This is a genomic window from Micromonospora sp. NPDC005707 (assembly GCF_040631005.1).
Classification (GTDB): domain Bacteria; phylum Actinomycetota; class Actinomycetes; order Mycobacteriales; family Micromonosporaceae; genus Micromonospora.
Window position 1 is genome coordinate 152,993 of record NZ_JBEXYR010000012.1, and the last position, 25,881, is coordinate 178,873.

Sequence of the window (25,881 nt, forward strand, 5' to 3'; positions counted from 1 at the left end):
CTTAACGGTCGTTTGGGCGGCTGCGGGACCCCGGTCGCCGCTCGAACCCGCTCATCCGGTCCGCCTCGGCCTTGGTCAGGCCGGACGCCTGGAGCAGCTCGCTGACCACGATGAAGACCTGCGAGGCGACGATGGTGCCGGAGAAGCCGAGCCCGGTGGCCCGGGCCCGGCGGGCCGCCTCGGCGGCGCGCAACGCCTGGGACCGGGCGATCTCGGGGGTCCGGCCGGCCAGGAAGTCGCGGTGCAGCAGCCGCAGGGCCTGCCCGAACGTCTCGATGGCGACCGGCAGGTCGGCCGGGACCGGCTCCCGCGCGTCGAGCAGCGACACCACCCGGCGGACCATGTTGCGGCTGTTGGTGAAGGCCAGCTCCAGGTGCGTGGCGGCGTGCCCGTAGCGGCGCAGCTGGGAGCGGCGCCGCCACCGCCACGGGGACAGCGACGCGACCTCGGCGGCCGCGGCGACGATCTCGGTGGTCTCCTTCCGCTCCGCCTCGGCGGTCTGGAGGCGCTGCAACGCCGCGTCGGCCCGCCCCGGGTCGCCGGCGGAGAGGGCCTCGGCGGTGACGGTCAGCTGGTGGGCGAAGATGTCGAAGCTGGCGCCGGCGGCGCGGTGCACCACCCGGACCGGGTTCAGCGGCAGCAGGAGCAGCGCCACCACCACGGCCACCCCGCCGCCGACCAGCGCGTTGGCGGTCCGCGGCACGGCGAGGTCCGGCGCGCTGGGCTCGACGGTGCCCAGCAGGACGGCGGTGCTGCCGGCCTGCACCATCACCGCCCCGCTGCTGCGGAACACCACCGCCGCCGAGATGGCCAGCGCGACGACCAGCCCGGTCTGCACGGGCCCGTTCCCGATCACCTGGATGATCAGGTCACCGACGAGCACCCCGAGGATCACCCCGCCGAGCAGCTCGGCGGTGCGGCGTACCCGGTTGCCGATCGCCGCCGCGATGGTGCCGACCGCGGCGGCGGGCGCGAACAGCGGCTGCGGGTTGTGCAGCAGAGTGTTGGCGACGTACCAGGACAGCCCGGCCGCCAGCCCGGCCTGCAGGGCGACGATGAAGTACCGGCGCAGCCGCTCGAACGCCTCCTGCGCGTGCCGCCGGGCGGCGGCCACCACCGCGGTCACGGCGCGTCCCGCGGGGCGGGGCGCCGCCGGCGGTGCGGCGCGGGCGCGATCACGCTCCCCTCTACCCCGACGGCGCTCCGGTAGTCCCGCCGCCGGGCCGCTCAGGCGCCGGCGGCCTCGGCCCGGAGGTCCTCCTCCGACGCGCCGCGCCGCCAGTAGCCGGCGAAGGTGACCCGACGGCGGTCCAGGCCGCGCTCGCCGACCAGGTGCCGGCGGACCGCCCGGACCATGCCGGCCTCGCCGGCGATCCACGCGTACGGGGCGGCGCCGGGCAGCCGCGCGGCGCGCACCGTGTCGGCCAGCAGGCTGCCGGCCGGCGTGGTGGCGCCCCGGACCAGCCAGGTCACCTCGGCGCGGGCGGCGCCGGGCAGCGCCTGGATGTCGCCGGCCGCGGGCACCTCGACGAAGGCCCGGACCGGGGTGCCGGCGGGCAGCCAGTCGAGGATCCCGCCGACGGCCGGCAGGGCGGTCTCGTCGGCGACCAGCAGCACCGAGTCGGCGCCGGTGGGCGGCTGGAAGCGCACGGTGCGCTCGTCGGGCACGGCCGGACCGAGCAGCAGCACCCGGTCACCGGGGCGGGCCCGGCCGGCCCAGCGGGTGGCCGGGCCGGTGTCGCCGTGCCGGACGAAGTCGATGTCCAGCTCGCCGGCCTCGGGGCGCTGCGCGCGGATCGTGTAGGAGCGCATCACGGCCCGCACGTCCGGGTCCAGGGCCCGCCACGCCGCGTACCAGTCCTCGCCGGCCTCGACCGGGACGACCGGGGTGTCCTGGCCGGGGTGCGGCAGGAAGAGCGAGACGCTCTGGTCCCGGCCGCCGCCGGCGAACCCGCCGAGGTCCTCGCCGCCGAAGGTGACCCGGACCAGGCAGTCGCCCACCGCCCGGGTGACGAGCACCCGGGCGGTGTAGAACCGGTACCGCAGGGCGACGGCGGTGGTCACGCCGTGACCTTCTTCGCGCCCCGGATGGCGGTGGCCAGGTTCTCCAGCAGCGGGGCGGCGCCGGCGTACGAGAAGCGGGGCACCGCGTCCCACGGGGTGACCTGGTTGGCCTTGACCGCGGGCAGCTGCGCCCAGGTGGGCTTGGCGGCGAGGTCCTTCGGCTGCAGGGCAGTGGGTCGGTTGTCGAGCAGGATCAGGTCGGCCGGGAACTTGCCGGTGTTCTCCCAGCTCAGCGCCTCGAAGTAGTCACCCTGTTCGAGCTTGGTCGGCACCACGATGTCGACGCCGAGTTCGACGAAGTACATGAGGTCGGTGCTGATCTTCGGGTTGGAGACGTAGAACAGGTCGGGGCTGCCGGAGGCGGCCATCACCTTGATCCCCGGGTTCGCCTTGACCGCCTGGCGCACCGCGTCGGCGGCGGCGGTGAACCGGGCCTTCGCGTCGGTGACCTTCTTCGCGGTGAGGTCGGCGCCGAGGGAGCCGGCGAGTTCGGCGTACCGCTCGATCGGGCGGGTCATCGGCACGCGGGCCGTGGTGACGGCGACGCTCGGTGCGAGGGGGAGGATCTTCGCCTTGCTCTCGTCCGGGACGTACCAGAGCGCGCCCGGGTCGTACATGTGGGTGACCAGCAGGTCGGGGCGGAGCCCGGCGTACTTCTCCAGGTTGAACTCGCCCCAGGCGTTGCCCAGGATCTCGACCTGCTCGACGTTCAGGTCGCCGGCCTGCGGCTCCTTGCTGCCGTCGGCCTTCTTCGTCTCGCCGAACACGCCGACGATCTGCTTGTCGAGTCCGAAGTCGACCAGGGCGGCGGCCACCCCGGTGAAGGCGACGATCCGGGACGGTCGGGCGGCGGCGTCGACCTTCTGCTGCCGGTCGTCGGTGAACGACCAGGGGCCGCCGGTCGGGCCGGTGCTGGTGGCGGCGTCGCCGCCGTCCTTGCCGCAGCCGGCGAGGAGGGCGCCGAGGCCGGCGGCGCCGGCGGCGGCGAGGAGGCCGCGGCGGGAGAGCCGGCGGTGGGACAGGGCATCGGGCATGGCGAAGTCTTTCGGTACGGGTCTGCGAACGACCATGGACAGCGAGGTTAGGCTAACCTAACCCACGTTCTCGTCAAGGCCCTTCCTGCCCCCTCGGAGCCCACGCTGTCCGTCATCACCCCACCCCGAAGCGGCGCCGTCACCGCCCCGGCACCCGGCCGCCGCCGGCTCCGGGCCGGCGGGCTCGCCCTCGGCGTGCTGCTGCTCGCCGCGGTGGCCGTGCTCAGCCTCGCCCTCGGCGCGAAGCCGCTCTCCCTCGCCGACGTGTGGCACGGCCTCACCGACCCGGCCTCCCCCGAGTACGCCGTGGTGCACCAGGGACGGCTGCCCCGTACCCTGCTCGGCCTCGCCGCCGGCGCGGCGCTCGGCGTCGCCGGCGCGGCCATGCAGACGCTGACCCGCAACCCGCTCGCCGACCCCGGCCTGCTCGGCATCAACGCGGGCGCGTCGGCCGCGGTGGCCACCGCCACCGTGCTGCTCGGCGTCGGCGACCTCGACCACCAGGTCTGGTACGCGCTGCTCGGCGCCGCCGCGGTCACCGTCGCCGTGCACACGATCGCCGGCGGCCGGCAGGCCACCCCGGCCCGGCTGGCCCTGGCCGGGGCGGCGCTCAACGCGGCCCTCTACTCCTACGTCAGCGCCGTCATGCTGGTCGACAGCACGTCGCTGGAGCGGATGCGGTTCTGGACCGTCGGCTCCCTCGCCGGCGCGCGCACCGACACCGTGCCGAGCCTGCTGCCGTTCGTCCTGGCCGGACTGCTGATCGCCCTGCTGGTGACCCGCCCGCTGGCCGCCCTGGCCCTCGGCGACGACTCCGCCCGGGCACTCGGCGCCCGGCCCGGCCTGGTCCGGGGCGCGGTCATCGTCGCCGTCACGCTGCTCTGCGGGGCGGCCACCGCCGCCTGCGGGCCGATCGTCTTCGTGGGGCTGCTCGCCCCGCACCTGGTGCGCGCCCTCACCGGGCCCGACCCGCGCCGGCTGCTGCCCTGGTGCGCGGTGCTCGCGCCGGTGCTGCTGCTCACCGCCGACGTGGCCGGCCGGCTGCTGGGCCGCCCCGGCGAGCTCCAGGTGGGCCTGGTCACCGCCGTGCTCGGCGGGCCGCTCTTCCTGCACCTGGTGCGGCGCGGGCGGGTGGGCCGGCTGTGATCGTGCTGCGCCTTCCCGGCGGGCTGTCGCTGCGCCTGCACCCCCGCGCCCTCGTCGTCGGCCTGGCCGGCGCGATCCTCGCCCTCGCCCTCGCCGTGCTGGCCGTCGGCGCCGGCGACTATCCGATCGCACCGGCCGACGTGCTGCGGGTGCTGGCCGGTGGGGGCAGCCCCGCCGACCGGTTCATCGTCACCGAGCTGCGGCTGCCCCGGCTCGTCACGGCCCTCGCGGTCGGGGCCGCCCTCGGCCTGGCCGGCGCGGTGTTCCAGTCGCTGACCCGCAACCCGCTGGGCAGCCCGGACGTTCTCGGGGTCACCTCCGGCGCGGCCACCGGCGCGCTGACCGTGGTCGTGGTCGGCGGCGGCAGCGCCGCGCTGGCCGGGGCGGCCGCCGCCGGCGGACTGGCCACCGGCCTGCTGCTCTACGCCCTCGCCGGCCGGCACGGCGTCGGCGGGCACCGGCTCGTGCTGGTGGGCATCGGGCTCACCGCCGTCCTCACCGGCGTCAACGGCTGGCTGCTCACCCGCGCCCCGCTGATGGACGCCGCCCGCGCCGCCCTCTGGATCACCGGCAGCCTGGACGGGCGGGGCTGGGCGAACGCCCTGCCGGTGCTCGCGGCGCTGGCGGTGCTGCTGCCCGCCGTGCTGCTCGCCCGCGCCCCCGCGCTGCGGCTGCTGGAGATGGGCGACGACTCCGCGGCCGGGCTCGGCGTGCCGGTGCGCCGGGTCCGGGGCGCCGCGCTCGGCTCGGCCGTGCTGCTGGTCTCGGTCGCCGCGGCGGCCGCCGGGCCGGTGTCGTTCCTGGCGCTGACCGCCCCGCACCTGGCCCGCCGGCTCACCCGCGCGCCCGGGCCGAACCTGCTGCCGTCGGCGGTCGTCGGCGCGGCCCTGCTGCTGGCCGCCGACCAGCTCGCCCAGCACGCGGTCGCCGGCCGGCAACTGCCCGTCGGCGTGGTGACCGGCGTGCTCGGCGGCGGCTACCTGGCCTGGCTCCTCGCCGGCGAACGCGGGAGCCGGCGATGACCGGCTCCGACGAGAAGGGAACCCTGATGCGGCCCGACACCCCCCGGCTGATCGGCGAGGCGCTGACACTCGGCTACGACCGGCGCACCGTCGCCGAGGACCTCACGGTCGCCGTCCCCGACGGGTCCTTCACAGTGATCATCGGGCCGAACGCGTGCGGCAAGTCGACGCTGCTGCGCGCCCTGGCCCGGCTGCTGCGCCCGGCCCGGGGCACGGTGCTGCTCGACGGCGCCGACATCCACCGCCGGCCGGCCCGCCAGGTGGCCCGTACCCTCGGGCTGCTCCCGCAGTCGGCGGTGGCCCCGGACGGGCTCACGGTGGCCGAGCTGGTGTCCCGGGGCCGCTACCCGCACCAGGGCCTGCTGCGGCAGTGGTCCCGCGAGGACGAGCGGGTGGTCGACCGGGCGATGGCCGACACCGGGGTCGCGGAGCTGGCCGACCGGCCGGTCGACGAGCTGTCCGGCGGGCAGCGGCAGCGGGTCTGGATCGCCATGGCGCTGGCCCAGCAGACGCCGCTGCTGCTGCTCGACGAGCCCACCACCTACCTGGACATCGCCCACCAGGTCGAGGTGCTGGACCTCTGCGCCCGGCTGCACGAGGAGCAGGGCCGCACGCTGGTGGCGGTGCTGCACGACCTGCACCAGGCCGCCCGGTACGCCACCCACCTGGTGGCCATGCGCGACGGGCGGGTGGTCGCCGCCGGGGACCCGCGCCGGATCGTCACCACCGAGCTGGTCGAGGAGGTGTTCGGCCTGCCCTGCCGGATCATCGAGGACCCGGAGACCGGCACCCCGCTGGTCCTCCCGGCGGCCCGTCGATCCGGTACCGCCGGCGCCGACGCCGGCAGGGCCCCGGCCGGCACCGGACCGGGCGGCGGTTGACCCGGACCGGTGCGAGAGGGAATTGCGGGACGTGCCCAGACCCTGAGCGTCAGCCCCGCCTCACGTCGGCTCGCCACCGCGCGGCGCCGCGTCCGCCTTCTCCGCCGCACCGGCGTCGTCGCCGTCGCGCTGCCGGCGGCGGTCACGCCTGCGCTCGACCAGCGCCGCGGCGAGCAACGAACCGGCGGCCGCCGCCCGTCCCCAGCGGCGCAGGGCGGCCCGGACCGGTCCGGGCGGGGGCGGTGGGGGCGGCCCCGGCACCACGACCCGGTCCACGCCCGGGTACGCCAGCCGGGCGGCCTCGACCGCCTCCTCCTCCGACACCGCGACCCGGTTGGCGGTGAGCACCAGCCGCCGGGCCTCGTCGCGGTAGCGCCACCGCCACACCTCCCCCTCCGGCCACAGCTCGATCCGCTCCCCCGGCCGGTCCGGCGCGGGCGTCTCGGGTTCGTCGTCGCGCGGGGCGGGTCGGCGGGAGGGACGGCCGGCACGCCGCAGGTCCGCCCGGGTGAGGTCCCCGAGCGAGGTCGCGTCGCCGCGGCGCAGCGCCCGCGCGGTCAGGAACGCGACCGCGCCGGTCAGGAGCGGCAGGGCGAGCACCAGGACCCGGAAGAGGTACAGCAGGTCGTAGACCGGCACCCCGAGCAGCCGGGCCAGGAGGTCGTCGCCTGCGGCCACCACGAGCACCGCGAAGAAGGTCAGGGCGGCCACCCCGACACCGATCCGCACGGGGTGGTCGCGGGGCCGGTCGAGCAGGTGGTGCGGGCGGCGGTCGCGCGTGCGCAGGCGCTCGGCGAACGGCCAGAGGTAGAGGGCCATGAACGTCAGCCCGCCGAGCACGACGCCGGGGAAGAACGGCGCCGGCACCAGGTAGCCGCCGACGCGGAACTCCCAGGGCGGGAACAGGCGCAGCGCGCCGTCGCCCCAGGCGACGTACCAGTCCGGCTGCGCCGGCGAGGTGGACTGGGCCGGCTCGAACGGCCCGTAGAGCCACACCGGGTTGATCTGGGCCAGGCCGCCGAGGGCGAACAGGACCGCCAGGACCCAGGCGAAGAGGGCGAGCGAGCGCAGGGTGTAGCTCGGCCAGAGCCGGGACCCGACCACGTTGTGCTCCGTCCGGCCCGGGCCCGGGAACTGGGTGTGCTTCTGCCGCACCAGGATGCCCAGGTGCAGGGAGATGAGGGCGACGAGGACGGCCGGCACGAGCAGCACGTGGGTGACGAACATGCGCGGGATCATCGCGTCGGAGGGGAACTCGCCGCCCAGGGCCAGGGCGGCCAGCCAGGTCCCGACCAGGGGGATCGACTCCACGACCGAGGTGATGATCCGCAGGCCCAGTCCGGAGAGGAGGTCGTCGGGCATGGAGTAGCCGGTGAAGCCGTTGGCCAGGGCGAGGGTCAGCATGGTGACGCCGATCAGCCAGTTGAGTTCGCGCGGCTTCCGGAACGCCCCGGTGAAGAAGATCCGGGCCAGGTGCAGGACGATCGCGGCGACGAAGACCAGGGAGGCCCAGTGGTGGGTCTGCCGGATGAGCAGACCGGCGCGCACGTCCCAGCTCAGCCGCACCACCGAGGCGTACGCGGCCGAGGTGGTGCTGCCGTCGAGGGGGGCGTACGACCCGTGGTAGACGCGGTCGGCGGAGCTGGCGTCGAAGAAGAAGGTGAGGTAGACGCCGGTGAGGATCAGCGCCACGAACGAGTAGAGCGCGAGCTCGCCGAGCATGAAGGACCAGTGGTCGGGGAAGACCTTCGCCAGCGCCCGGCGGGTGATCGGTGAGAGCCGGAGCCGGTCGTCCAGCGCGCGGGCCAGCCGATTCATGATCATGGCCGGCTCCAGAAGCCGGCGCCGGGCGGCGCGGTGAAGTCGCCGGTGGCCCGGAGGAAGCCGTCCGGGCCGACCTCGATCGGCAGTCCCGGCAGCGGCCGCGCCGCGGGACCGGCGACCGCCCGGGCCCCGGCCAGCAGGTCGAACGACGACTGGTGGCAGGGGCAGAGCACCCGGCCGGTGCCCTTGAGGTAGAGCCGCACCGGGCAGCCGGCGTGGGTGCAGAGCATCGACCAGACGACCAGGCCGCCCAGGTGGCCGCCGGCGGGCGGGTGGGCGAAGCGCTCGGGGTCGAGGCGGACCGCGAAGGCGGGGGCGTCGCCGGCGTCGGGGTCCCCCTCGGGGAAGACCGCCACCAGCGTCTCGGCGGGCACGTCGTCCGGCCGCAGGGGCCGTCCCGTGTCGTCGACCAGCCGTACGCCGGGCCCCCACGGGGTGTCCCTGAGGGCCCGGGGCGGGCGCGCCCGGTCCCCGGGGAGCAGGGAGCGCAGCGGGAACAGCGCCGCGACGCCGAGGGCGGTCAGCGCGAACCCGAGTGCCGCGAGCAGGCCGTACCGGCGCGTCGGGCTGTCCGGCGCGGCGAACTCCGCCGCGGTCATCGCCTGCTCGGCCGGTGGCGAGGGGAAGCCCTCGTGCTCCTCGACGTACCCGCCGACGGGGACCAGCCGCCGGGCCCAGACCGCGAGCCCCACCGCCAGGCCGGCGAACGCGACCGCCAGGCTCACCCCCTCCCACCGGGTGTCGCCGCCCAGCCCGTAGGCCACCGCGAAGCCGACCGCTCCGGCGGCGCTCACCAGGAACGCGCCGACGATCCGGCGGCTCGCGGACTCCTCGGCGGGCGACGGGGGCGGGCGCCTCACTCCGCCGCCCTCCGGCCCAGCCAGCGCACGCCGGCCACCAGGAGGACGAGCACCGCCAGCCAGGCGAGCAGCCCCTCGGCCAGCGGGCCGAGCCGGCCGAGCGGGTTGCCGCCCGGGTCCAGCCGCTCGGTGCGCAGCCGCCGCACGTAGCTGGTCAGGTCGTCGACCTGCTGATCGGTGAGCACCTGGCCGGGGAAGGCCGGCATCAGCCCGGGCCCGACCCGGACCGCCTCGGCGACCTGGGTGGCCGAGGCGTCGTACAGCGGTGGGGCGCTCCAGCCGTTCGTGAGCACGGCCCCCGAGCCGGTAGCCCCGTGGCAGGGCGCGCAGTTGGCGGCGAAGAGGTCCCGGCCGGAGACCACGTCGCCGGGGGCGACCCGGGGGATCCGCGGGCCGTCGCCGCCGAAGCTGGCGACGTGGTCGACCAGCGCGGAGATGTCGCCGGCGGAGAGGACGGGCTCGCGGCGCCGCGCCTGGGAGACCTCGCTCCACACGGGCATCCGGCCGGTGGAGAGCTGGAAGTCCACCGCGGCCGGCCCGACGCCGACCAGGGACGGCCCCTGCTGCGACCCCTGCCCGCGCACGCCGTGGCAGCTCGCGCACTGCTGCAGGTAGAGCTGGGTGCCGCGGTCACCGGCGGGGGTGGTGGTGGCCGGGGTCGGCGTGGGGTCGGGTGCGGGCGCGAGGGCCACCGGGCCCGCGGCGAGCGCCAGCACGGACCCGACCACGAGGGCCCGGCGCGGGTGCGGGGCGGGCAGGGTCATCGCTCGTGGTCGCCGCATCCGTCAGTCCAGCGTGTAGAGGTACGCGGCGATGTCCTGCGCGTCGATCGCGCTGACGCCGAGGTTCGGCATGGCGGTGCCCGGCTCGACGGCCTGCGGGTCGGTGATCCACCGCCGCAGGTTGTCCGCGTTGTTCGGCAGCTCACCGGCGATGTACGACCGGGCGCCGAAGCGGGTCAACGGCGGGCCGACCAGCCCACCGGCCCGGTCGACGCCCGGGACGGTGTGGCAGGAGCCGCACCCGTACTGGGCGATCAGCTTCGCGCCCCGGTCCGGCCGCCCGGCGTGGGACTCGGGCGGTGGTGGTGGCGACGTCGACGCGCAGCCGGACACGGCGACGACCGGGAGTGCCGCCAGCACGGTTGCCAGCATCCAGAGTCGACGGCTCATCGCACCATCCCTTCGGTTGCGGCGCCCGTCGCCGGCGGCGCGCCGGGCCGGGCCGTGGCCAGGCGGCCGGGCCGCTCCCGCTCCAGGCGCAGCAGCCAGCCGAGGAAGACCGCCAGCGCCGCCACCAGGACCACCAGGTCCATGGGCGCCCACATGAGCAGGCCGGCGAGCTGCTGGTCGGCGAGCGGGTCGGGGCCGAGGACACGCAGGGGGTAGACCGGCTCGGGGGCGAAGGTGAGGACCGCGCCGAGCGCGGAGGCGGGCAGCATGGTGCCGACCAGCAGCAGCAGCGAGACCGGCGGGGGCGTCCGGTGCCGGGCCGGGCCGAGCACCGGCGCCCAGAGCAGCCAGGCCGCCGCCACCAGGCTCAGGTGCTCGGCGGCGTGCAGGACCGGGCGGTCCACCGCGGCGACGTACGGGCCCGGCAGGTGCCACAGCCACAGGGCCAGGGTCTGCGCCGCCGCGGCCAGCAGGGCGTACCCGGTCGGGCGGCGCAGCCGGCGCACCGGCGCCGCGGCCCGGAGGCGGGCCAGCAGCCGGCGCAGCGGCCGGGGCGCGGCCATGGTCAGCGGCAGTCCCGCCGCACCGGCCGCGAGCAGCGGGCCCGCCACCAGCAGGAGCAGCATGTGCTGAGCCATGTGCCCGGCGTAGGAGGACTCCGCCAGCCGGTGCACCGGCCCCTGGTCGGCCGCCAGCACCACCAGCAGCCCGGCGCCGAACGCCGTCACCCGCCGGCCCGCCACCACCCGGCCGCGACCCCGCCGCGCCCACAGCTCCTGCACACCCCGGCCGTAGCCGGCCGCGAGCAGGCAGACCACGACCACGGACAGCATCGCCAGCAGCCCGTCGGTCACGTCGCCCGCGCCGGACCCGTGGGCCCGGTAGACGGTCAGCCCTGACATGGCGGGAACACCAGCACGGCGACCCCGCCGAGCACGATGATCGTCAGGAACAGCAGGTTCGCCCAGACCCCGACCACGGCGAGCATCCGGGAGCGGTCGACGGCCCGGTCCCCGGCGCCGGCCGACGACGCCCGGGCGGTGCGCCGCCACACCAGCGTGGCCACCAGCAGCGAGCCCACGGTGACCAGGCCCGGGATCACCACCGCGAGCCACACGGCCAGCCAGAGCGGCACGGCGGAGATGCGCTCGCGGCCCGCGGCGCAGGTCAGCTCGTCCAGCGGCCAGGCCACGAGCAGGTGCGCGGCCCAGGCCACGGCCCCGCCGAGCACGCCGTACCAGAGCAGCAGCCCGCCGGCCAGGCGGGTGTGCGGACCGGGCCCGGTGGTCATCACAGCCGCGGGGACAGGTAGATGGTGAACAGGATGGCGACCCACACCGCGTCGACGAAGTGCCAGTAGATCGCGGCGTTGCGGACGCGTTCGTGGCGGTGGGACCCGAAGCTGCCACCGCGCAGGGAGGCGGCGAGCAGCCACCCGATCATCGTCAACCCGACCAGCACGTGCAGCCCGTGGAAGCCGGTGATCAGGTAGAACAGCGAGCCGTAGACGTCGGTGGTCATGGTGAAGTGTTTGAGGTCCTCGGCGTACTCGACGGCCAGCAGGGCCAGGAAGGTCAGCCCGAGCACCAGGGTGGCGGCCAGCCCGGCGCGCAGCCGCCCGCGCCGGCCGCGCCGGATGCCGTGCTCGGCCCAGACCACGGGCAGGCTGCTGGGCACCAGCACGGCGGTCATCAGCAGCGGGAGGAGCAGTTTCGGCTTGTCGCCGCCGGGCGGCCACTGCGGACCGAACTGGAAGCGGAGATAGAAGTAGCTGCCGAGCAGGCAGGCGAAGAGGGTGGCCTCGGTGGCCACGAACAGCACCATGCCCCACCAGCCGGTCGGCCGGCCGACCGGCTCCTCCGTGGTCAGCGCCGTGAGGCCGGTGGCCGCGGCCACGACCCCGCCCCGGTCGGTCATGACGCCACCCCGAGTTCCTCGTCGGGGCGGCGCGGCGGCCAGAGCCAGGCCGCGATCGTCGCCGCCACCACCAGCACGGCGACGGCCGCGACCGGGTACGCGGCCAGCAGCATGGCGGTGAAGAAGACCAGCAGCGCGCCGGCGAGGACGAGTGGCTTGAACGACGGCTCGGGCATCGCCACCGCCCGCTCGGTGCGCGCGTCCAGCTCGCTGGTGACCAGCGTGCGCCGGCCCTCGCTGAGGACGCGGTCCGCGCTCGCGCCGGTGGTGGTCGACTCGGCGGTCCGCGCGTCCCAGACGGGGTGCAGGCTGTGCACCCGGGGAATGACCGGGAAGTTGTACGGCTCGGGCGGCGAGGCCGTCGACCATTCCAGGCTGTCGCCCTCCCACGGGTCCGGCGGCGCCGGCCGGCCCCGCCGCACCGCGTGCACCACGCCGACGAGCACCAGCAGCAGCCCGAGCGCCAGCAGGTACGAGCCGACAGTGCTGACCAGGTTCCACCCGTCCCAACCCGGCTCGCTGCGGTAGGTGTAGACGCGCCGCGGCATGCCGAACAGGCCGGTGAGGTGCATGGGGAAGAAGGTGACGTGCATGCCGGTGAGGGTCAGCCCGAACGCCCACCGCCCGAGCCCCTCGTGGTACATCCGGCCCGTGATCTTGGGCAGCCAGTAGTAGATGCCGGCGAGCATCGGGAAGACCGCCCCGCCGATCAGCACGTAGTGGAAGTGCGCCACCACGAAGTAGGAGTCGGTGACCTGCTGGTCGAACGCGGTCACCGCGAACATCGCGCCGGTGACGCCGCCGAGGACGAAGGTCACGATGAACCCGACGACGAACAGCAGCGGCACCCGCGGCACCAGCCGACCGAGCAGCATGGTGGCCAGCCAGGCGAAGATCTGGATGCCGGACGGGATGGTGATGACGGTGCTGGCCGCGCTGAAGAAGCTGTACGACAGCTGCGGCAACCCGGTGGCGAACATGTGGTGCACCCAGACCCCGAACGAGATGATCGCGATCGCCACGATGGAGAGCACGATCAGCGAATAGGCGACCACCCCGCGGCGGGTGAACGCGGGCAGCACCGCGGAGACGATGCCCAGCGCGGGCAGCACGATGATGTACACGTCGGGATGTCCGAAGATCCAGAACAGGTGCTGCCAGAGCAGCACGTTCCCGCCGCCGGACGGGTCGAAGAAGTGGGTGCCGAACCGGCGGTCGAAGAAGAGCATCGCGTTGTCCGCGTTCAGCGCCGGCAGGGCGAAGACCACCATGAACGCGGTGGCCACGATCGCCCAGACGAACAGCGGCACCCGGTTGAGCGACATCCCCGGCGCCCGCAGCTTGAGCGCGGTGACGATGAAGTTGATGGCGCCCGAGGTGGTGGAGATGCCGAGGAACAGCAGCCCGAGGGCGTAGACGTCCATGTGCGGGCCCGGGTTGTGCTGCACCTGGTTCAGCGGCGCGTACGCGAACCAGCCGTTGTTGGGCGCCGCCCCGAAGGGCAGGCTGGCCCACATGAACAGGCCGGCGAAGAGGAACACCCAGTAGCCGAAGGCGTTCAGCCGGGGAAACGCCATGTCCCGGGAACCGATCATCAACGGCACGAGGAAGTTGCCGAAGCCGAAGAGCATCGGGGTGGCGAACAGGAAGATCATCGCCGTGCCGTGCATGGTGAAGAGCTGGTTGTACTCCTGCGGCGACACCACGCCGGACTCGGGCCGGGCGAGCTGGGTGCGCAGCACCAGGGCGCTGAGACCGGCCAGGACGAAGAAGAACGCGGCGGTGACCAGGTAGCGCCGGCCGATCCTCTTGTGGTCCACGGTGGTGAACCAGGCGCGCAGCGAGCGGGGCTCGGCCCAGTGCTCGGCCAGCCGGGCCAGGTCGTTTCGGCCCACGCCGGGCGCGGTGCTGGTGGTCGAGGACATGGCGGCCCCCTACTCCAGCGACCGCAGGTAGGCGATGAGGTCGGGCAGTCGCGCGGCGTCGACCGGCTGCGGCGGCATGGCGTTGCCCGGCTTGACGGTCTGCGAGTTGACGATCCAACCACCGAGGTGCCCGGCGTCGTTGGGCACCGCGCCGGCGCCGATGCTCCACCGCGGGCCGAGGTTCGACAGATCGGGCCCCACCTGCCCCTGCGCGCCGGTGCCGCGGACCGTGTGGCAGGCGGCGCAGGTGCCCTGGACGAAGGTCTGCTGGCCGCGCCGTTCGGCCTCGGTCCGCGGCGCCCGGGCGGGGGCGTCCAACCGGGCCAGCCAGGCGTCGAAGTCGGCGCGGGGTTCGGCCACCACGAGGAACGCCATGTGGGCGTGCTGGGTGCCGCAGTACTCGGCGCACTGGCCGCGGAAGCTGCCGCCGCGCCGGGCCTCCACCCAGGTCTCCCGGGTCTCGCCGGAGATCAGGTCCATCTTCGGCATCAGCTGCGGCACCCAGAAGCTGTGCAGCACGTCGTCGGTGCGCAGGCGGACCCGGACCCGCTCCCCCACCGGGATGTGGATCTCGTTGGCGGTCGCGCCGGAGGCGCCCGCGTAGCGCACCTCCCACCACCACGTGTGGCCGGTGACCTCCACGGTGGGCGCGTCGCGGCCCGGGCCGGCGCCGAGCGCGGCGAGGTCCCGCAGGCCGACGCCGTAGACCGCCACGAGGATGACGAACGGCAGCCCGGCCCCGGCGATCGTCACGAAGCGCAACGGCTGGCCGTGACGCACCCGGGCGGCGCCGCGCCGGAACACGAGCGCCCAGGCGAGCAGCACCATGACCTCGGCGAACACCGCCATGGAGAGCCAGAACAACAGCCACCACAGGCCGCTGACCCGCGCCGCCCCGGTCCCCGCCGGGTTCAGGGCCGACGGGCTGCCGCCGGAGCAGCCGGCGAGCAGCAGCGGGCCGTACAGCAGCGGCAGCACCGATCGCGGCCGGCGCTGCCGCCGCGCCGGGCGCGAGGTGGTCTGCGCTGTCGTCTTCACCGGCAAGGACCTTAGTACCGCTTGTCAGCGTTCATACCTTTTATCCTGAACGGCGGCATATGGCACACGGCCCGCCCTATGGTGTGTCCAGTTCCCACCTTCTCGGTCAAGCGCCTCAGGGACGCGGACAGGGAGATGATGCAAGCCTCCACCGTGGACCTCCTCACGGACACCGCCGGAGCCGCCGCGGCGCGCCGGACGATGACCTGGGTCACCGGCGGGCTCGCCACCGCCGCCACCGTGGCCGGCGGCTGGCTCGCGCCCCCCGATGAACTCCAGGGCGACGCGCAGCGCCTCATGTACCTGCACGTCCCCGCCGCCTGGGTGGCGTACGCCGCGTTCGCGGTCGTGCTCGCCGCCAGCGGGGCGTACCTGATCGGCGGTGACCTGCGCTGGGACCGGTTCGCCCGGGCGGCGGCCGAGCTCGGGGTGGTGCTCACCGCCGCCGCCATCGGCACCGGGTCCGTCTGGGGGCACCTGGTCTGGGGCACCTGGTGGACCTGGGATCCCCGGCTGGTCAGCACCGCCCTGCTGCTGCTCGCCTACGCCGGCTACCTCGCCCTGCGCCGGACGCTCGCCGAGCACCGGGGAGCGCGCGACGGCGGCGACCACCGGGTGGCCCGGCCCGCCGCCATCGCCGGTGTCGCCGGCTTCCTCCTCGTGCCCGTGGTGCACTTCTCCGTGGTCTGGTGGCGCTCGCTGCACCAGCAGGCGACGGTGCTGGCCCCTCACCGGCCGCCCATCGACCCCCGGATGGCCACCGCGCTGCTCCTCGCCGTGGCCGCCGCGACCCTCGCCGCGTTCTGCCTCCTGCTGCACCGGGTCCGCCACCTGGAACGCCACGTGGCCCCCGAGCCCTCCCCCGCCGCCGCGCGCACGCCGGCCGGAGTCGGATGATGCGTCGCCGGGCGGGCCGGACGGCCCTCGTCGCGGTGCTGCTCGCCGCCGGCGGACTGCTGGTCACCGGCGCGCTCCGCGACACCGTCACGTACTACCGGACGCCGGGTGAGCTGCTCGACGATCCGGGCCTCGCGGGCCACCGGGTCCGCCTCGGCGGCGACGTCGTGCCCGGCTCGCTGCGCCACGAGGGCGAGCTCGTCGTGTTCCGCCTCGCCGAGGCGGGCCACGAGATCACCGTCGAGCAGCGCGGCGTACCCCCGGAGACCTTCCGGGAGGGAACCGGGGCGGTCGTCGAGGGCACGCTCTCGTCCGACGGCGTGTTCCGCTCGGACCACGTGGTGGTCCGGCACGGCAACGAGTACCGGCCGTCGTCCTCCCCCGCGGTTCCGGTCGATGCTGGGTGACCTCGGCACCGCCGGCCTCGCCGCCGGGCTCGCCTGCGCGACCCTCACCGCCCTGCTCTGGCTGCGCGTGGCCCTGTTCGGCGCGGACGTCCGCACCGCCCGGCGCGGCACCGCCGCCACCCTGGCCGCCGCCGCCCTGGCCTGCGCCCTGCTGGAGACGGCGCTGCTGCGGCACGACTTCAGCGTCCGGTTCGTGGCCGAGAACGGCGGCCGGCACGTCCCGCTCCACTACACCCTGACCAGCCTCTGGTCCGCCCTGGACGGCTCGCTGCTGCTGTGGTTGCTGATCCTCGGCGGGTACGCGGCACTGCTGGCCCGGCGCGCGTACCCGCCGCGGCTGCACGCGTACGCGATGGTGGTCGTCAGCGTGGTCATGCTGTTCTTCTTCGCGCTGTCCACCTTCGCGGCGAACCCGTTCCGCGCGGTGAGCCCGGTGCCGGCCGACGGCCCCGGACCGAATCCCCTGCTCCAGCAGCACCCGGCCATGGGCGTGCACCCGCCGCTGCTCTACGCCGGCTACCTCGGTCTGGTCGTACCCTTCGCGTTCGCGCTGGCGGCGCCGCTGGCGGGACGGGACGGGCCGGGCTGGGTGCGGCTGGCGCGCCCGTGGGCGCTGGTCGCCTGGGCGGCGCTGACCGGCGGCATCGGGCTGGGCGCCTGGTGGTCGTACGCGGTGCTGGGCTGGGGCGGCTACTGGGCGTGGGACCCGGTGGAGAACGCCTCCCTGCTGCCCTGGCTCACCGCCACCGCGTTCCTGCACACCACCCTGGTCCGCGGCCGGGCCGCCTGGCAGGGCGCGCTCGCCTGCGCGAGCTTCCTGCTGGTGCTGCTCGGCACCTTCCTCACCCGATCCGGGGCGGTGTCCAGCGTGCACGCCTTCACCGACTCGCCGCTGGGCCCGATGCTGCTCGGCTTCGTGCTGCTGGCGGTGGTGGTGTCGGCCGTCCTGACCGGCCGTCGAGGCCCCGAGCCGACCCGACCCGGGCGGCCGCGGGCGCTGTCCCGGGCCACCCTGGTGCTGGTCCACGGCGTGCTCCTGGTGACCATCGCCGCGGTGGTGCTGATCGGCACCATCCTGCCGCTGCTCACCGCCCCGCTGACCGGGACCCGCTCGTCGGTGGGCCCCGCCTACTACCAGCGCACCGCGGTGCCCCTGGCGGTCGTGGTGCTGCTGGTGATGGGCGTGACGCCGGCCCTGCGGGTCCGCGACCGGTCGGCGGCGCTGCGGCGGCTCGTCGTCCCCGCCGCCGCCGGCCTGGGCACCGTGGCCCTCGTCGGCCTGTTCAGCCGGCCCGGCCCGGCCGCGCTCACCGCGTTCGGCGCGGCGGGGTTCGTCCTCACCGGACTGGCCGGGGATCTGGCCCACCGGCTACGCCGGCCCGGCCCGCACCGGCGGCCCGGCCGGCTCGCCGGGCTGGTCGCGCACGCCGGGCTCGCCCTGGTCGCGGTGGGTGTGGCCGGCTCGTCGGCGTACGGCCGGGACGCCGAACGGACGCTGCTGGTCGGCGAGACCCTGCGGGTGGGCGACGTCGCGGTCCGGCTGGTCGGGGTGGACCGGAGCGGCGGCAGCGGAAGCATGGCCGTACAGGCCCGGCTGGCGCTCACCGCGTCGGGCCGCGCCACGCGGACGGTCACGCCGGCGCTGCGCTACCAGGCCGCCCGGGACACCGCCGTCACCGTGCCCGCGATCGGCGCCGGCCCGCTGCGCGACACGTACGTCACGCTGCTCGCCGTAAGCGAGGACAGCGGCACCGCCACCGTGCGGCTCGCCGTGAACCCGCTCGTGGGCCTGATCTGGGCCGGCGGCGCCCTGACCGCCGTCGGCGGGTTGCTCGCGGCCGCCGCCCGCCCGCGGACCCGCCCGGCCGCCCGCGCCGACCGGCAGCGGCCCGCCCCGGTGGCCGCCGGATCGGGAGCCGCGACGTGAGGCGGCGCCCCGGCTGGCTGCGCGTCGGGCCGGCGACGGTCCTCGCGCTCACCGTCGCCGTCGGCGCCCTGATCGCCGTCGGCCTGCGCGCACCCGCTACGCCGGACCCGGGGGCCACGGCGGTGGCCGGCAGACCCGCCCCGGCGCTGTCCGGCGCCACCCTGGACGGTGGCCGCTTCGCGCTGTCCGACGCCCGGGGCCAGGTGGTGCTGGTCAACGTGTTCGCCTCCTGGTGCGGGCCGTGCCGGGACGAACTGCCGGTGCTGGTGGACGCCGAGCGCAGCTGGTCTGCGCGCGGCGTCCGGCTGGTCGGGCTGAACATCCGCGACGGCGCCGACGCGGTCCGGGCGCTGCTCGACGAGACCGGAGCGACCGGGTTGACCGTGCTGCCCGACCCCGACGGCACGCGGGCGGTCGAGTGGGGCGTGCGGGGCGTGCCGGAGACCTTCGTGGTCGGCCGGGACGGCCGGCTCGTCGACCGGCGGCAGGGGGTGGTGACCCGGCAGTGGCTGGAGCAGCGGATCGCACCGCTGCTGGCCGGATGAGGTGGCGGCGCGCCCTGGTGGCGCTCGCGCTCGTCACGCTCGCCGCGGCGGCCGGCGCGGCGCTGGCCCGCTCGGCGGGCGACCCCGGCCGGCAGGACCCGGTACGCGCGGTGTCCGCCGGGCTGCGCTGCCCGGCCTGTCAGGGCGAGTCGGTGGCGGACTCCCGGTCACCGATCGCGGCGGCGATGCGGCAGGTGGTGGCGGACCAGCTCGCCCAGGGGCGGGACGGGCCGCAGATCCGGCGGTGGTTCGTCCAGCGGTACGGCGCCGACGTGCTGACCGACCCGCCGGCCCGCGGGGTCCGGCTGCTGCTCTGGGGCGTACCGGTGCTGGCGCTGCTGGCCGGCGGCTACGCGGCCCGGCGGACGCTGCGGCCCGGCGCCGCCCGGACCGGTCCCGCCGCACCCCGGACGCCGGACGCTCGGACCGCACGGCGGGCGTGGCGGGTGGCGTCCGTGGGCGTGGTGGCGCTCGTGGCGTCCGTCGCGATCGCCGCCGACCGGCTCGACCCGCCCGCCCGGCCGGCACCGGCCGACCCGGTCGCGGTCGCCCTCCAACTCGCCCACGACCTGGAGACCCAGGACCGGTACGACGCCGCCGCGCGGATGTACCAGGAGGCGCTGCGGGACCGGCCCGACGACGCCGTCCGGGTGCGACTCGCGTTCGCGCTGCTCCGGGCCGGCGACGGCGCCGCAGCGCAACGAACCGCCCGGGACGTGCTCGCCCGCGAGCCGGATTCCCCCGACGGCCTGCTGGTGCTGGGGCTCGCGCAGCGGAACAGCCGGTCCGCCGAGGCGGGCGACACCCTGCGGCGCTTCCTGGCCGTCGCACCGGCGCACCCGGCCGCCGCGGAGATCAGGCGGCTGCTCGGCACCGGGCCGGCACCCGCCGGGCGCTGAGGTGGCCTTGTCGGCGACCGGCCGGCGTGCGGGCTACCCGACCGCCGCCGCGGCGGCCCGGCCGGCGGTGCGGCCGGAGAAGAGGCAGCCGCCGAGGAAGGTGCCCTCCAGGGCGTTGTAGCCGTGCATGCCGCCGCCGCCGAAGCCGGCGACCTCGCCGGCGGCGTACACCCCGGCCAGGGGCTCGCCGTCGGGCCGCAGCACCCGGCCGGACAGGTCGGTGTGCAGGCCGCCGAGCGTCTTGCGGGTCAGCACGTGCAGCTGCACGGCGATCAGCGGGCCGGCGGCCGGGTCGAGCAGCCGGTGCGGGGTGGCGACCCGGATGAGCCGGTCACCCCGGTAGCGGCGGGCCCCGCGGATCGCGTGCAGCTGCGCGTCCTTGCCGAACGGGTGGGCGATCTCCCGGTCCCGGGCTTCGACGAGCCGGCGCAGCGCCACGGCGTCGAGCTGCGGCCCGCCGCTCTCGGCGGCCAGCTTGTTCATCCCGTCGACCAGCTCCGGCAGGTCGCCGGCGACGACGAAGTCCGCGCCGTGCCGCTTGAACGCCTCCACCGGCCCCAGCGCGCCGGGACGGACCCGCTGGAGCACCTGCCGCACGCTGCGGTTGGTCAGGTCGGGGTTCTGCTCCGAGCCGGAGAGCGCGAACTCCTTCTCCAGGATCTTCTGGGTGAGCACGAACCAGCTGTAGTCGTGGCCGGTGGCCCGCAGGTGGCGCAGCGTGGCGAGGGTGTCGAAGCCGGGGAACAGCGGCGCCGGCAGCCGCTCGCCGGTCGCGTCCAGCCAGAGCGACGACGGCCCGGGCAGGATGCGGATGCCGTGCCCCGGCCAGACCGGGTCCCAGTTGCGCAGCCCTTCGGTGTAGTGCCACATCCGGTCGGGGTTGATCACCTGGCCGCCGGCCGTCTCGGTGACGGCGAGCATCCGGCCGTCGACGTAGGCGGGCACCCCGGTGACCATCCGGGCCGGTGGGGTGCCGAGCCGCGCCGGCCAGGCCCGCCGGACCAGGTCGTGGTCGCCGCCGATGCCGCCCGAGGTGATGATCACGGCCTGCGCCGCGTACGCGAAGTCGCCCACCACGGTCCGGGAGGTGGGTCGCCCGCGCGGGGCGTCGTCGGGGGCGAGCACCGCACCGCGTACGCCGGTGACCGCGCCGCCGCTGGTGACCAGCTCGTCGACGCGGTGCCGGAACAGCAGCCGGATCCGGCCCTCCTCGGCGGCGGCGCGCACGCGCCGGGCGAACGGCTCCACCACGCCCGGGCCGGTGCCCCAGGTGACGTGGAACCGGGGCACCGAGTTGCCGTGCCCGTGCGCCGCCGCGCCGCCCCGCTCGGCCCAGCTCACCACCGGGAAGACGCGGTGGCCCAGGCCGCGCAGCCAGGCGCGCTTCTCCCCGGCCGCGAAGTGCACGTACGCCTCGGCCCACCGGCGCGGCCAGTGGTCCTCCGGGCGGTCGAAGGCGGCGCTGCCGGTCCAGTCCTGCCAGGCCAGCTCGACGGAGTCCCGGATGCCCATCCGGCGCTGCTCCGGCGAGTCGACCAGGAACAACCCGCCGAACGACCACCACGCCTGCCCGCCGAGGTTCTGCTCCGGCTCCTGGTCCAGCAGCAGCACCCGGCGGCCCGCGTCAGCGGCCTCGGCGGCGGCGACCAGGCCGGCCAGCCCGGCGCCGATCACGATCACATCGGTATCCACGGCACCGACCGTACGTAGCCGGGTGCCAAAATCCTTGGTCGGGGCGTGCGTGATCCGCCACCGGGTTTGTCACCGCGATGACAAAAGGAGCCGACGATGGCGGACACGCTGCTCGACATCGAGCCCGGCCTGGCGCACCTCGCGCCGGACGTCGGCGAGCAGTTGCGCGGCCTGCGCGCCCCGCTGCACGGGCGGATCCTGGAGACCGTCCGCGCCGCCATGCGGGCGCAGGGCCGCTCGCTCACCGGCGGACAGGGGCGCGGCCTGGCCCTCGGCGTGCGGACCGCGGTGGACGCCTTCGTCGACGCGGTCGCCGACCCGGGCCGGGACCTGGCCGCCACCCGGGCCGTCTTCCACGCGCTGGGCCGCACCGAATACCGGGAGGGGCACCGCGTCGACGCGCTGCGCGCCGTCCTCACCGTCGGCGGCCGGGAGATCTGGGCCTTCCTGGTCGCGCACACGACGCCCGCCGGCCCCGCCCCGGCGGACCTGTACGTGGTCGCCGGCGCGCTCTTCGGCTACGTCGACGCCCTCGCCGGCGCCGCCGCCGAGGGGTACCTGGACGAGCAGCGGGACGCCGCGCAGGACTGGGCCACCACCCGGCGGCGGCTGATCACCCTGCTCGTGCAGCCGGAGCCGCCCGCCGAGGCCGCGCTGCGCGCCGCCGCCGACGCGGCCCGCTGGCCGCTGCCCCGGACGGTCGCCGTGCTCAGCGTCGACGGCGACGACGCCGAGCACCTGGGCCACACCATCGGCGGCGGCGCGATCGCCACGGTCATCGACGACGTGGTGCGGATCGTGCTGCCCGACCCGGCCACCCCGGGCCGGCTGGACCGCGCCCGCCAGGCCCTCGCCGGTCGGCGGGCGGCGCTCGGCCCGAGCGTGGCGCTGGGCCGGGCCCGGCTGTCGTACCGGATCTCCGGGCGGGCCCTGGCGCTGCGCCGCGACGGGGTGCTGCCCGCCGACCCGGTCGCCGGGGACGAGCACCTGCTCACCCTGCTGCTGCGCTGGGAGCCGGGGCTGGCCGACCATCTCGCCGACGCCTGCCTCGCCCCGCTGGCCGGCCTGCGGCCGGCCGCCCGCCGGGCGCTGGCCGAGACCCTGCACGGCTGGCTGCGCCGGCAGGGGCAGGTGGTCGCCGTGGCCGAGGACCTGCACACCCACCCCCAGACCGTGCGTTACCGGATGCGCCGGCTGCGCGAGCTGTTCGGCGCGGACCTCGACGACCCCGACCGGCGGCTGGTGCTCCACCTCGCGCTGCGGCACCGGCTGGGCGGCCGGTGATCTGTCGTACCGATGGTTCATGATCCTCGTCGTCACAGCGGCGCGGATGCGGGCCGGCGACGGCACCCCCGCGTGCCCGGCGCCGGCCCGGCGGCGGGAGGTCGGAGATGACGGAGGCGACGGACGCCTCGTGGCGGCGACGGAGCGTGCTGCGGGTGGTGCCACCCGCGCGGCCGCGCAAGCTGGCCAAGGTGCCCTTCGTGGAGCTGGCCGACGGGCGGCTGCAGGGCGTGGTGTCCAGCGGCTCCGACGTGGAGCGGGTGTACGTGTCGTCGGTGACCGCCGGCAGCCACACGGTCAACTGCAGCACGAACAACAACCGGCCCTGCGGCGGCCTGCGCGGCAGCCTGCTCTGCAAGCACCTGCACGCGCTCGCCGACGAGGCCCTGCTCCAGTACGGCGCCGACCAGGTCACCCGCTACCTGCGGGTCGACGTGGGCGACGGGGTCGACGGCGGCGCCGAGCTGTTCGCCCGGATGGACGCCCGCCACGAGCCCACCCCGGCGGCCGTGGTGTTCAGCCGCTTCCTGCGCCACCTGGCCTACCTGGAGGTGCCGGCCAGCACCGCGCCCGTGCCGGAGCTGCACTGGTTCCCGGCGACCGCGGGGGTGCGCTGATGCTGGCCGCGCAGCTCGCCCAGCTGCGCGACGCCGCCCCCACCGGGCTGGCCGAGGCGCTCGACGTGGTGACCGGGGTGGACGACGCGCTCACCCGCGGCCTGGCCCGGGTCGGCGAGGCCGACGCCGCCGCGCTGGCCGCGCTCGCCGGGGCGGTGGCGGGCACGCCGCTGGCCGGCCGGGTGGCCGAGGCGGTCGGCGCGGCGACCGCCGGCGCGCTCACCGAGGATCACCTGGCCGCCCTGGCCGGCGCCCGGTCGGCGCTGCTCGGCGCGGCCCACGACGCCCTGCTCGACGCGCTCGACGCCGCGCTGGGCCGGCGCCGGTCACCGTGGACCGGCCCGGACGCGGGCGTCCCCGAGCCGGCGGCGGCCCTGGCCGGGGCCCGGGCCTGGCTGCACGAGATCGCCCTGACGGGCTGGCGCGGCGTCGACCACGAGCTGGTCGCCGCCAGCGCCGCCCCGGTCGAGGCGGCGCTGGCGGCGCCGGAGCTGCGCCGGCTCGCCGTGCTGCTCGACGGCTTCGCCACCGAGCTGCGCGCCTGCCTGCCGGTGGCCACCCTGCCGCAGGTGCCGGCCCGCCGGTGGGCCGACCTGTGGGCGCGGGCCGTGCTGCTCGCGCGGGGCGCGGCGGCCGGCGGCGCCGAGGCGGAGGCGGTCTCCGGCCGGCTGCTGCCGCTGGGCGTGGACGTCCACGAACACGACACGGCCGTGCAGGTGCAGCTGCACGCACTGCTCGAACCGGCCGGCGGCGGGGCGCCCCGACCGGTCCGGGTCACGGTGGCCGCCGCGAAGGTGGCGACCATCGTCGGACCGGCGGTGTGGCGGCTGCTGGAGGCGTACCCCGTACTGCTCAAGGCCCTGGCGGAACGGCGGGCCGTGATCGTCACCGATCTGCCGCTGCGCGGCGGTGACCTGCGCTGGGACGACAGCCGAGCCGACCTCGGCGAGCCCGCCGACCCGTTCGCCACCGCCCGGGTCCTGCTCGCCACGGCGGCCGCCGCGGCGACCCCGCCGCTGGACCGGCACCCCGCCGCGATCGCCGAACCGGTGCTCGTCGAGGGCTACACCACCCGCGACGACGGCGGCGACCTCGTCCTCGACCTCGACGGGCACCCGGTCACGGTGACCACCGAGCGGCTGCCGGCCGCCGGCCCGCTCACCCGCGCGCTGGTCGCCGCCTCGACCGCCTGCCTCGGCCTGCTGCGCTGGGACGACGGCCGGTGGCTGCTGCAACCCCTCGCCGTGCGCGCCACCGTCAAGCGGCAGACCGTCGAGGCCCACAACGGCGACTGGGCGTGCGGCGTCACCGACGCCAAGGTCACCAAGGTCGAGGCCAGGGCGGGCGACGCCGTGGCCGTGCTGCGCGAGCGCGCGGGACGGTTGCTGCGCCGATGACCGCCGACCGCAACGACGAGAACCGCCGGCAGGTGCTCTACTGGCGGCTGCTGGCCCGCCTCTTCCACCCCGACGAGCAGCCAGGGCTGGAGTCGGCCAGCGTGGCCGTCGTCGACGACCTCGGCCTGCCCGCCGCGCTGCTGGACCCCACCGTCTCCGTGGACACCGTGGTGCAGCGCTTCCCGGCGCTCGCCGCGGAACTGCGCGGCCTGCTCGCCGGCGGCGACGACGCCCCGGGCGACGCCGGGCCGTTCGCGCCCGGCGACGCCGAGGTACGCCGCGCCGCACTGGTGTCCAAGCTGCTGCTCAACGTGTTCGCCACCGGCAACGGCGAGGTCACCGCCGGCCAGCTCGCCCGCTGGCAGGCCGACGCCGGCTGGTTCGAGCAGGCGCTCGGCGCCGAGCCCGGCGAGCTGCGCCGGCAGGGCACCGGCCTCGGCGGCACCCTCGCCGGGCTGGAGGGCGACCTGGTCCGCCGGATGCACCTGCGGGAGGTGCTGGCCGACCCCGCGCTGGCCAGCCGGCTGACCCCGAGCATGTCCCTGATCGAGCAGTTGCTGCGCGACAAGGCGAACCTGTCCGGCGTGGCGCTGGCCAACGCCAAGTCGCTGATCCGCCGCTACGTCGACGAGGTCGCCGAGGTGCTGCGCACCCAGGTCGAGCAGGCCAGCGTCGGGGCGATCGACCGGTCGGTGCCGCCGAAACGGGTGTTCCGCAACCTCGACCTCGACCGCACCATCTGGCAGAACCTGACCAACTGGAGCCCGGACGACGAGCGCCTCTACGTCGACCGGCTCTATTACCGGCAGACCGCCCGGCGCACCACCCCGGCCCGGCTCATCGTGGTGGTGGACCAGTCCGGCTCGATGGTCGATTCGATGGTCAACTGCACGATCCTCGCCTCGATCTTCGCCGGGCTGCCCAAGGTGGACGTGCACCTCATCGCGTACGACACCCGGGCACTGGACCTCACCCCGTGGGTGCACGACCCGTTCGAGGTGCTGCTGCGCACCAACCTCGGCGGCGGCAACGACGGGCCGGTGGCCATGGCGCTCGCCCGGCCGAAGATCGTCGAGCCGCGCAACACCGTCCTGGTGTGGATCTCGGACTTCTACGAGTTCGGCCGCTCGCAACCGCTGTTCGACGCCATCGAGGCCGTGCACCGCTCCGGGGTGAAGTTCATCCCGGTCGGCTCGGTGAACAGCTCCGGCGGCCAGAGCGTCAACCCCTGGTTCCGGCAGCGACTCAAGGACCTCGGCACCCCGGTCATCTCCGGCCACATCCGCAAACTCGTCTTCGAGCTCAAGAGCTTCCTCACCTAGGAGACCACCCC

Annotated in this window: 25 protein-coding genes; 12 read left to right on the plus strand and 13 right to left on the minus strand. The window is 76.1% G+C overall.

Features of this window, described 5'->3' with window-relative positions:
* Nucleotide 1 precedes the first annotated feature (1 nt).
* The 3 genes from ABZ452_RS23705 to ABZ452_RS23715 form a co-directional block, all read right to left on the minus strand.
* The gene (locus tag ABZ452_RS23705; RefSeq protein ID WP_357946698.1) at nt 2–1,126 is read right to left on the minus strand and encodes an FUSC family protein; all 1,125 of its coding nucleotides are present in this window, start codon (nt 1,124–1,126) and stop codon (nt 2–4) included.
* A 101-nt stretch (nt 1,127–1,227) separates the two neighbouring features.
* Nucleotides 1,228–2,064 carry a siderophore-interacting protein gene (locus ABZ452_RS23710; RefSeq protein ID WP_357946701.1) on the minus strand — a complete coding sequence of 279 codons (837 nt, stop codon included), beginning with the start codon at nt 2,062–2,064 and terminating at the stop codon, nt 1,228–1,230.
* A complete protein-coding gene (locus tag ABZ452_RS23715) occupies nt 2,061–3,098 on the minus strand; it encodes an ABC transporter substrate-binding protein (protein ID WP_357946704.1) in 1,038 nt (345 codons plus the stop codon). The genes ABZ452_RS23710 and ABZ452_RS23715 overlap by 4 nt, the downstream gene beginning before the upstream one ends.
* Before the next feature lie 114 nt (nt 3,099–3,212).
* Here ABZ452_RS23715 and ABZ452_RS23720 point away from each other — a divergent pair, with 114 nt between their 5' ends.
* Genes ABZ452_RS23720 through ABZ452_RS23730 form a run of 3 tightly spaced genes read left to right on the plus strand, consistent with a single transcriptional unit; the run spans nt 3,213 to nt 6,147 of the window.
* A complete protein-coding gene (locus tag ABZ452_RS23720; protein WP_357946805.1) occupies nt 3,213–4,244 on the plus strand; it encodes an iron ABC transporter permease in 1,032 nt (343 codons plus the stop codon).
* Entirely contained in the window at nt 4,241–5,266 is a 1,026-nt protein-coding gene (locus ABZ452_RS23725; RefSeq protein ID WP_357946706.1) for an iron chelate uptake ABC transporter family permease subunit, read from the plus strand. The genes ABZ452_RS23720 and ABZ452_RS23725 overlap by 4 nt, the downstream gene beginning before the upstream one ends.
* Before the next feature lie 26 nt (nt 5,267–5,292).
* Complete coding sequence (locus ABZ452_RS23730; protein WP_357946808.1) at nt 5,293–6,147, plus strand: ABC transporter ATP-binding protein; 855 nt, start codon at nt 5,293–5,295, stop codon at nt 6,145–6,147.
* 60 nt (nt 6,148–6,207) lie between these two features.
* Here ABZ452_RS23730 and ABZ452_RS23735 read toward each other — a convergent pair whose 3' ends face one another.
* The 9 genes from ABZ452_RS23735 to ABZ452_RS23775 are packed head-to-tail and all read right to left on the minus strand — an operon-like array spanning nt 6,208 to nt 14,883.
* Entirely contained in the window at nt 6,208–7,971 is a 1,764-nt protein-coding gene (locus ABZ452_RS23735) for a ubiquinol-cytochrome c reductase cytochrome b subunit (RefSeq protein WP_357946709.1), read from the minus strand.
* Nucleotides 7,968–8,831 carry a Rieske 2Fe-2S domain-containing protein gene (locus tag ABZ452_RS23740; RefSeq protein WP_357946712.1) on the minus strand — a complete coding sequence of 288 codons (864 nt, stop codon included), beginning with the start codon at nt 8,829–8,831 and terminating at the stop codon, nt 7,968–7,970. Before ABZ452_RS23740 ends, ABZ452_RS23735 begins: the two co-directional genes overlap by 4 nt.
* Nucleotides 8,828–9,613, minus strand: coding sequence for a c-type cytochrome (locus tag ABZ452_RS23745; protein ID WP_357946715.1), 786 nt, complete (start codon nt 9,611–9,613; stop codon nt 8,828–8,830). Before ABZ452_RS23745 ends, ABZ452_RS23740 begins: the two co-directional genes overlap by 4 nt.
* 3 nt (nt 9,614–9,616) lie before the next feature.
* Nucleotides 9,617–10,003, minus strand: coding sequence for a c-type cytochrome (locus tag ABZ452_RS23750; protein WP_357946718.1), 387 nt, complete (start codon nt 10,001–10,003; stop codon nt 9,617–9,619).
* Entirely contained in the window at nt 10,000–10,905 is a 906-nt protein-coding gene (locus ABZ452_RS23755) for a cytochrome c oxidase assembly protein (protein WP_357946721.1), read from the minus strand. Before ABZ452_RS23755 ends, ABZ452_RS23750 begins: the two co-directional genes overlap by 4 nt.
* Nucleotides 10,893–11,294: a hypothetical protein gene (locus ABZ452_RS23760; RefSeq protein ID WP_357946724.1), complete on the minus strand. Its 402-nt coding sequence runs from the start codon at nt 11,292–11,294 to the stop codon at nt 10,893–10,895. The genes ABZ452_RS23755 and ABZ452_RS23760 overlap by 13 nt, the downstream gene beginning before the upstream one ends.
* On the minus strand, nt 11,294–11,920 hold the full coding sequence (locus ABZ452_RS23765; protein WP_357946726.1) for a cytochrome c oxidase subunit 3: 627 nt from the start codon (nt 11,918–11,920) through the stop codon (nt 11,294–11,296). The genes ABZ452_RS23760 and ABZ452_RS23765 overlap by 1 nt, the downstream gene beginning before the upstream one ends.
* Entirely contained in the window at nt 11,917–13,845 is a 1,929-nt protein-coding gene (ctaD, locus tag ABZ452_RS23770) for a cytochrome c oxidase subunit I (RefSeq protein ID WP_357946729.1), read from the minus strand. Before ctaD ends, ABZ452_RS23765 begins: the two co-directional genes overlap by 4 nt.
* A 9-nt stretch (nt 13,846–13,854) precedes the next feature.
* Nucleotides 13,855–14,883, minus strand: coding sequence for a cytochrome c oxidase subunit II (locus ABZ452_RS23775; RefSeq protein WP_357946731.1), 1,029 nt, complete (start codon nt 14,881–14,883; stop codon nt 13,855–13,857).
* 135 nt (nt 14,884–15,018) lie between these two features.
* Here ABZ452_RS23775 and ccsA point away from each other — a divergent pair, with 135 nt between their 5' ends.
* From ccsA to ABZ452_RS23800, 5 genes are read left to right on the plus strand one after another with little or no spacing between them, the layout of a single operon-like run.
* Complete coding sequence (gene ccsA, locus ABZ452_RS23780) at nt 15,019–15,780, plus strand: cytochrome c biogenesis protein CcsA (RefSeq protein ID WP_357946733.1); 762 nt, start codon at nt 15,019–15,021, stop codon at nt 15,778–15,780.
* Nucleotides 15,780–16,187, plus strand: coding sequence for a cytochrome c maturation protein CcmE (locus ABZ452_RS23785; protein WP_357946735.1), 408 nt, complete (start codon nt 15,780–15,782; stop codon nt 16,185–16,187). The genes ccsA and ABZ452_RS23785 overlap by 1 nt, the downstream gene beginning before the upstream one ends.
* The gene (locus ABZ452_RS23790; RefSeq protein WP_357946737.1) at nt 16,177–18,114 is read left to right on the plus strand and encodes a cytochrome c-type biogenesis CcmF C-terminal domain-containing protein; all 1,938 of its coding nucleotides are present in this window, start codon (nt 16,177–16,179) and stop codon (nt 18,112–18,114) included. The genes ABZ452_RS23785 and ABZ452_RS23790 overlap by 11 nt, the downstream gene beginning before the upstream one ends.
* Complete coding sequence (locus tag ABZ452_RS23795; RefSeq protein ID WP_357946740.1) at nt 18,111–18,659, plus strand: redoxin domain-containing protein; 549 nt, start codon at nt 18,111–18,113, stop codon at nt 18,657–18,659. The genes ABZ452_RS23790 and ABZ452_RS23795 overlap by 4 nt, the downstream gene beginning before the upstream one ends.
* Nucleotides 18,656–19,558, plus strand: a complete 903-nt coding sequence (locus tag ABZ452_RS23800) for a cytochrome c-type biogenesis protein CcmH (RefSeq protein ID WP_357946743.1) — start codon at nt 18,656–18,658, stop codon at nt 19,556–19,558. The genes ABZ452_RS23795 and ABZ452_RS23800 overlap by 4 nt, the downstream gene beginning before the upstream one ends.
* 33 nt (nt 19,559–19,591) lie before the next feature.
* Here ABZ452_RS23800 and ABZ452_RS23805 read toward each other — a convergent pair whose 3' ends face one another.
* The gene (locus ABZ452_RS23805; protein WP_357946745.1) at nt 19,592–21,250 is read right to left on the minus strand and encodes an FAD-binding dehydrogenase; all 1,659 of its coding nucleotides are present in this window, start codon (nt 21,248–21,250) and stop codon (nt 19,592–19,594) included.
* Between the two features lie 96 nt (nt 21,251–21,346).
* Between ABZ452_RS23805 and ABZ452_RS23810 the strand changes: the two genes are divergently transcribed.
* The 4 genes from ABZ452_RS23810 to ABZ452_RS23825 all read left to right on the plus strand — a co-directional run bounded on the left by ABZ452_RS23810 (nt 21,347) and on the right by ABZ452_RS23825 (nt 25,870).
* Nucleotides 21,347–22,534 (plus strand): helix-turn-helix domain-containing protein, encoded by a 1,188-nt coding sequence (locus tag ABZ452_RS23810; protein WP_357946747.1) that lies wholly within the window; start codon nt 21,347–21,349, stop codon nt 22,532–22,534.
* Nucleotides 22,535–22,680: 146 nt separating this feature from the next.
* Nucleotides 22,681–23,151 carry a hypothetical protein gene (locus ABZ452_RS23815; protein WP_357946811.1) on the plus strand — a complete coding sequence of 157 codons (471 nt, stop codon included), beginning with the start codon at nt 22,681–22,683 and terminating at the stop codon, nt 23,149–23,151.
* The gene (locus ABZ452_RS23820; protein ID WP_357946749.1) at nt 23,151–24,548 is read left to right on the plus strand and encodes a hypothetical protein; all 1,398 of its coding nucleotides are present in this window, start codon (nt 23,151–23,153) and stop codon (nt 24,546–24,548) included. The genes ABZ452_RS23815 and ABZ452_RS23820 overlap by 1 nt, the downstream gene beginning before the upstream one ends.
* Complete coding sequence (locus ABZ452_RS23825; RefSeq protein WP_357946752.1) at nt 24,545–25,870, plus strand: VWA domain-containing protein; 1,326 nt, start codon at nt 24,545–24,547, stop codon at nt 25,868–25,870. The genes ABZ452_RS23820 and ABZ452_RS23825 overlap by 4 nt, the downstream gene beginning before the upstream one ends.
* Nucleotides 25,871–25,881: the final 11 nt, after the last annotated feature.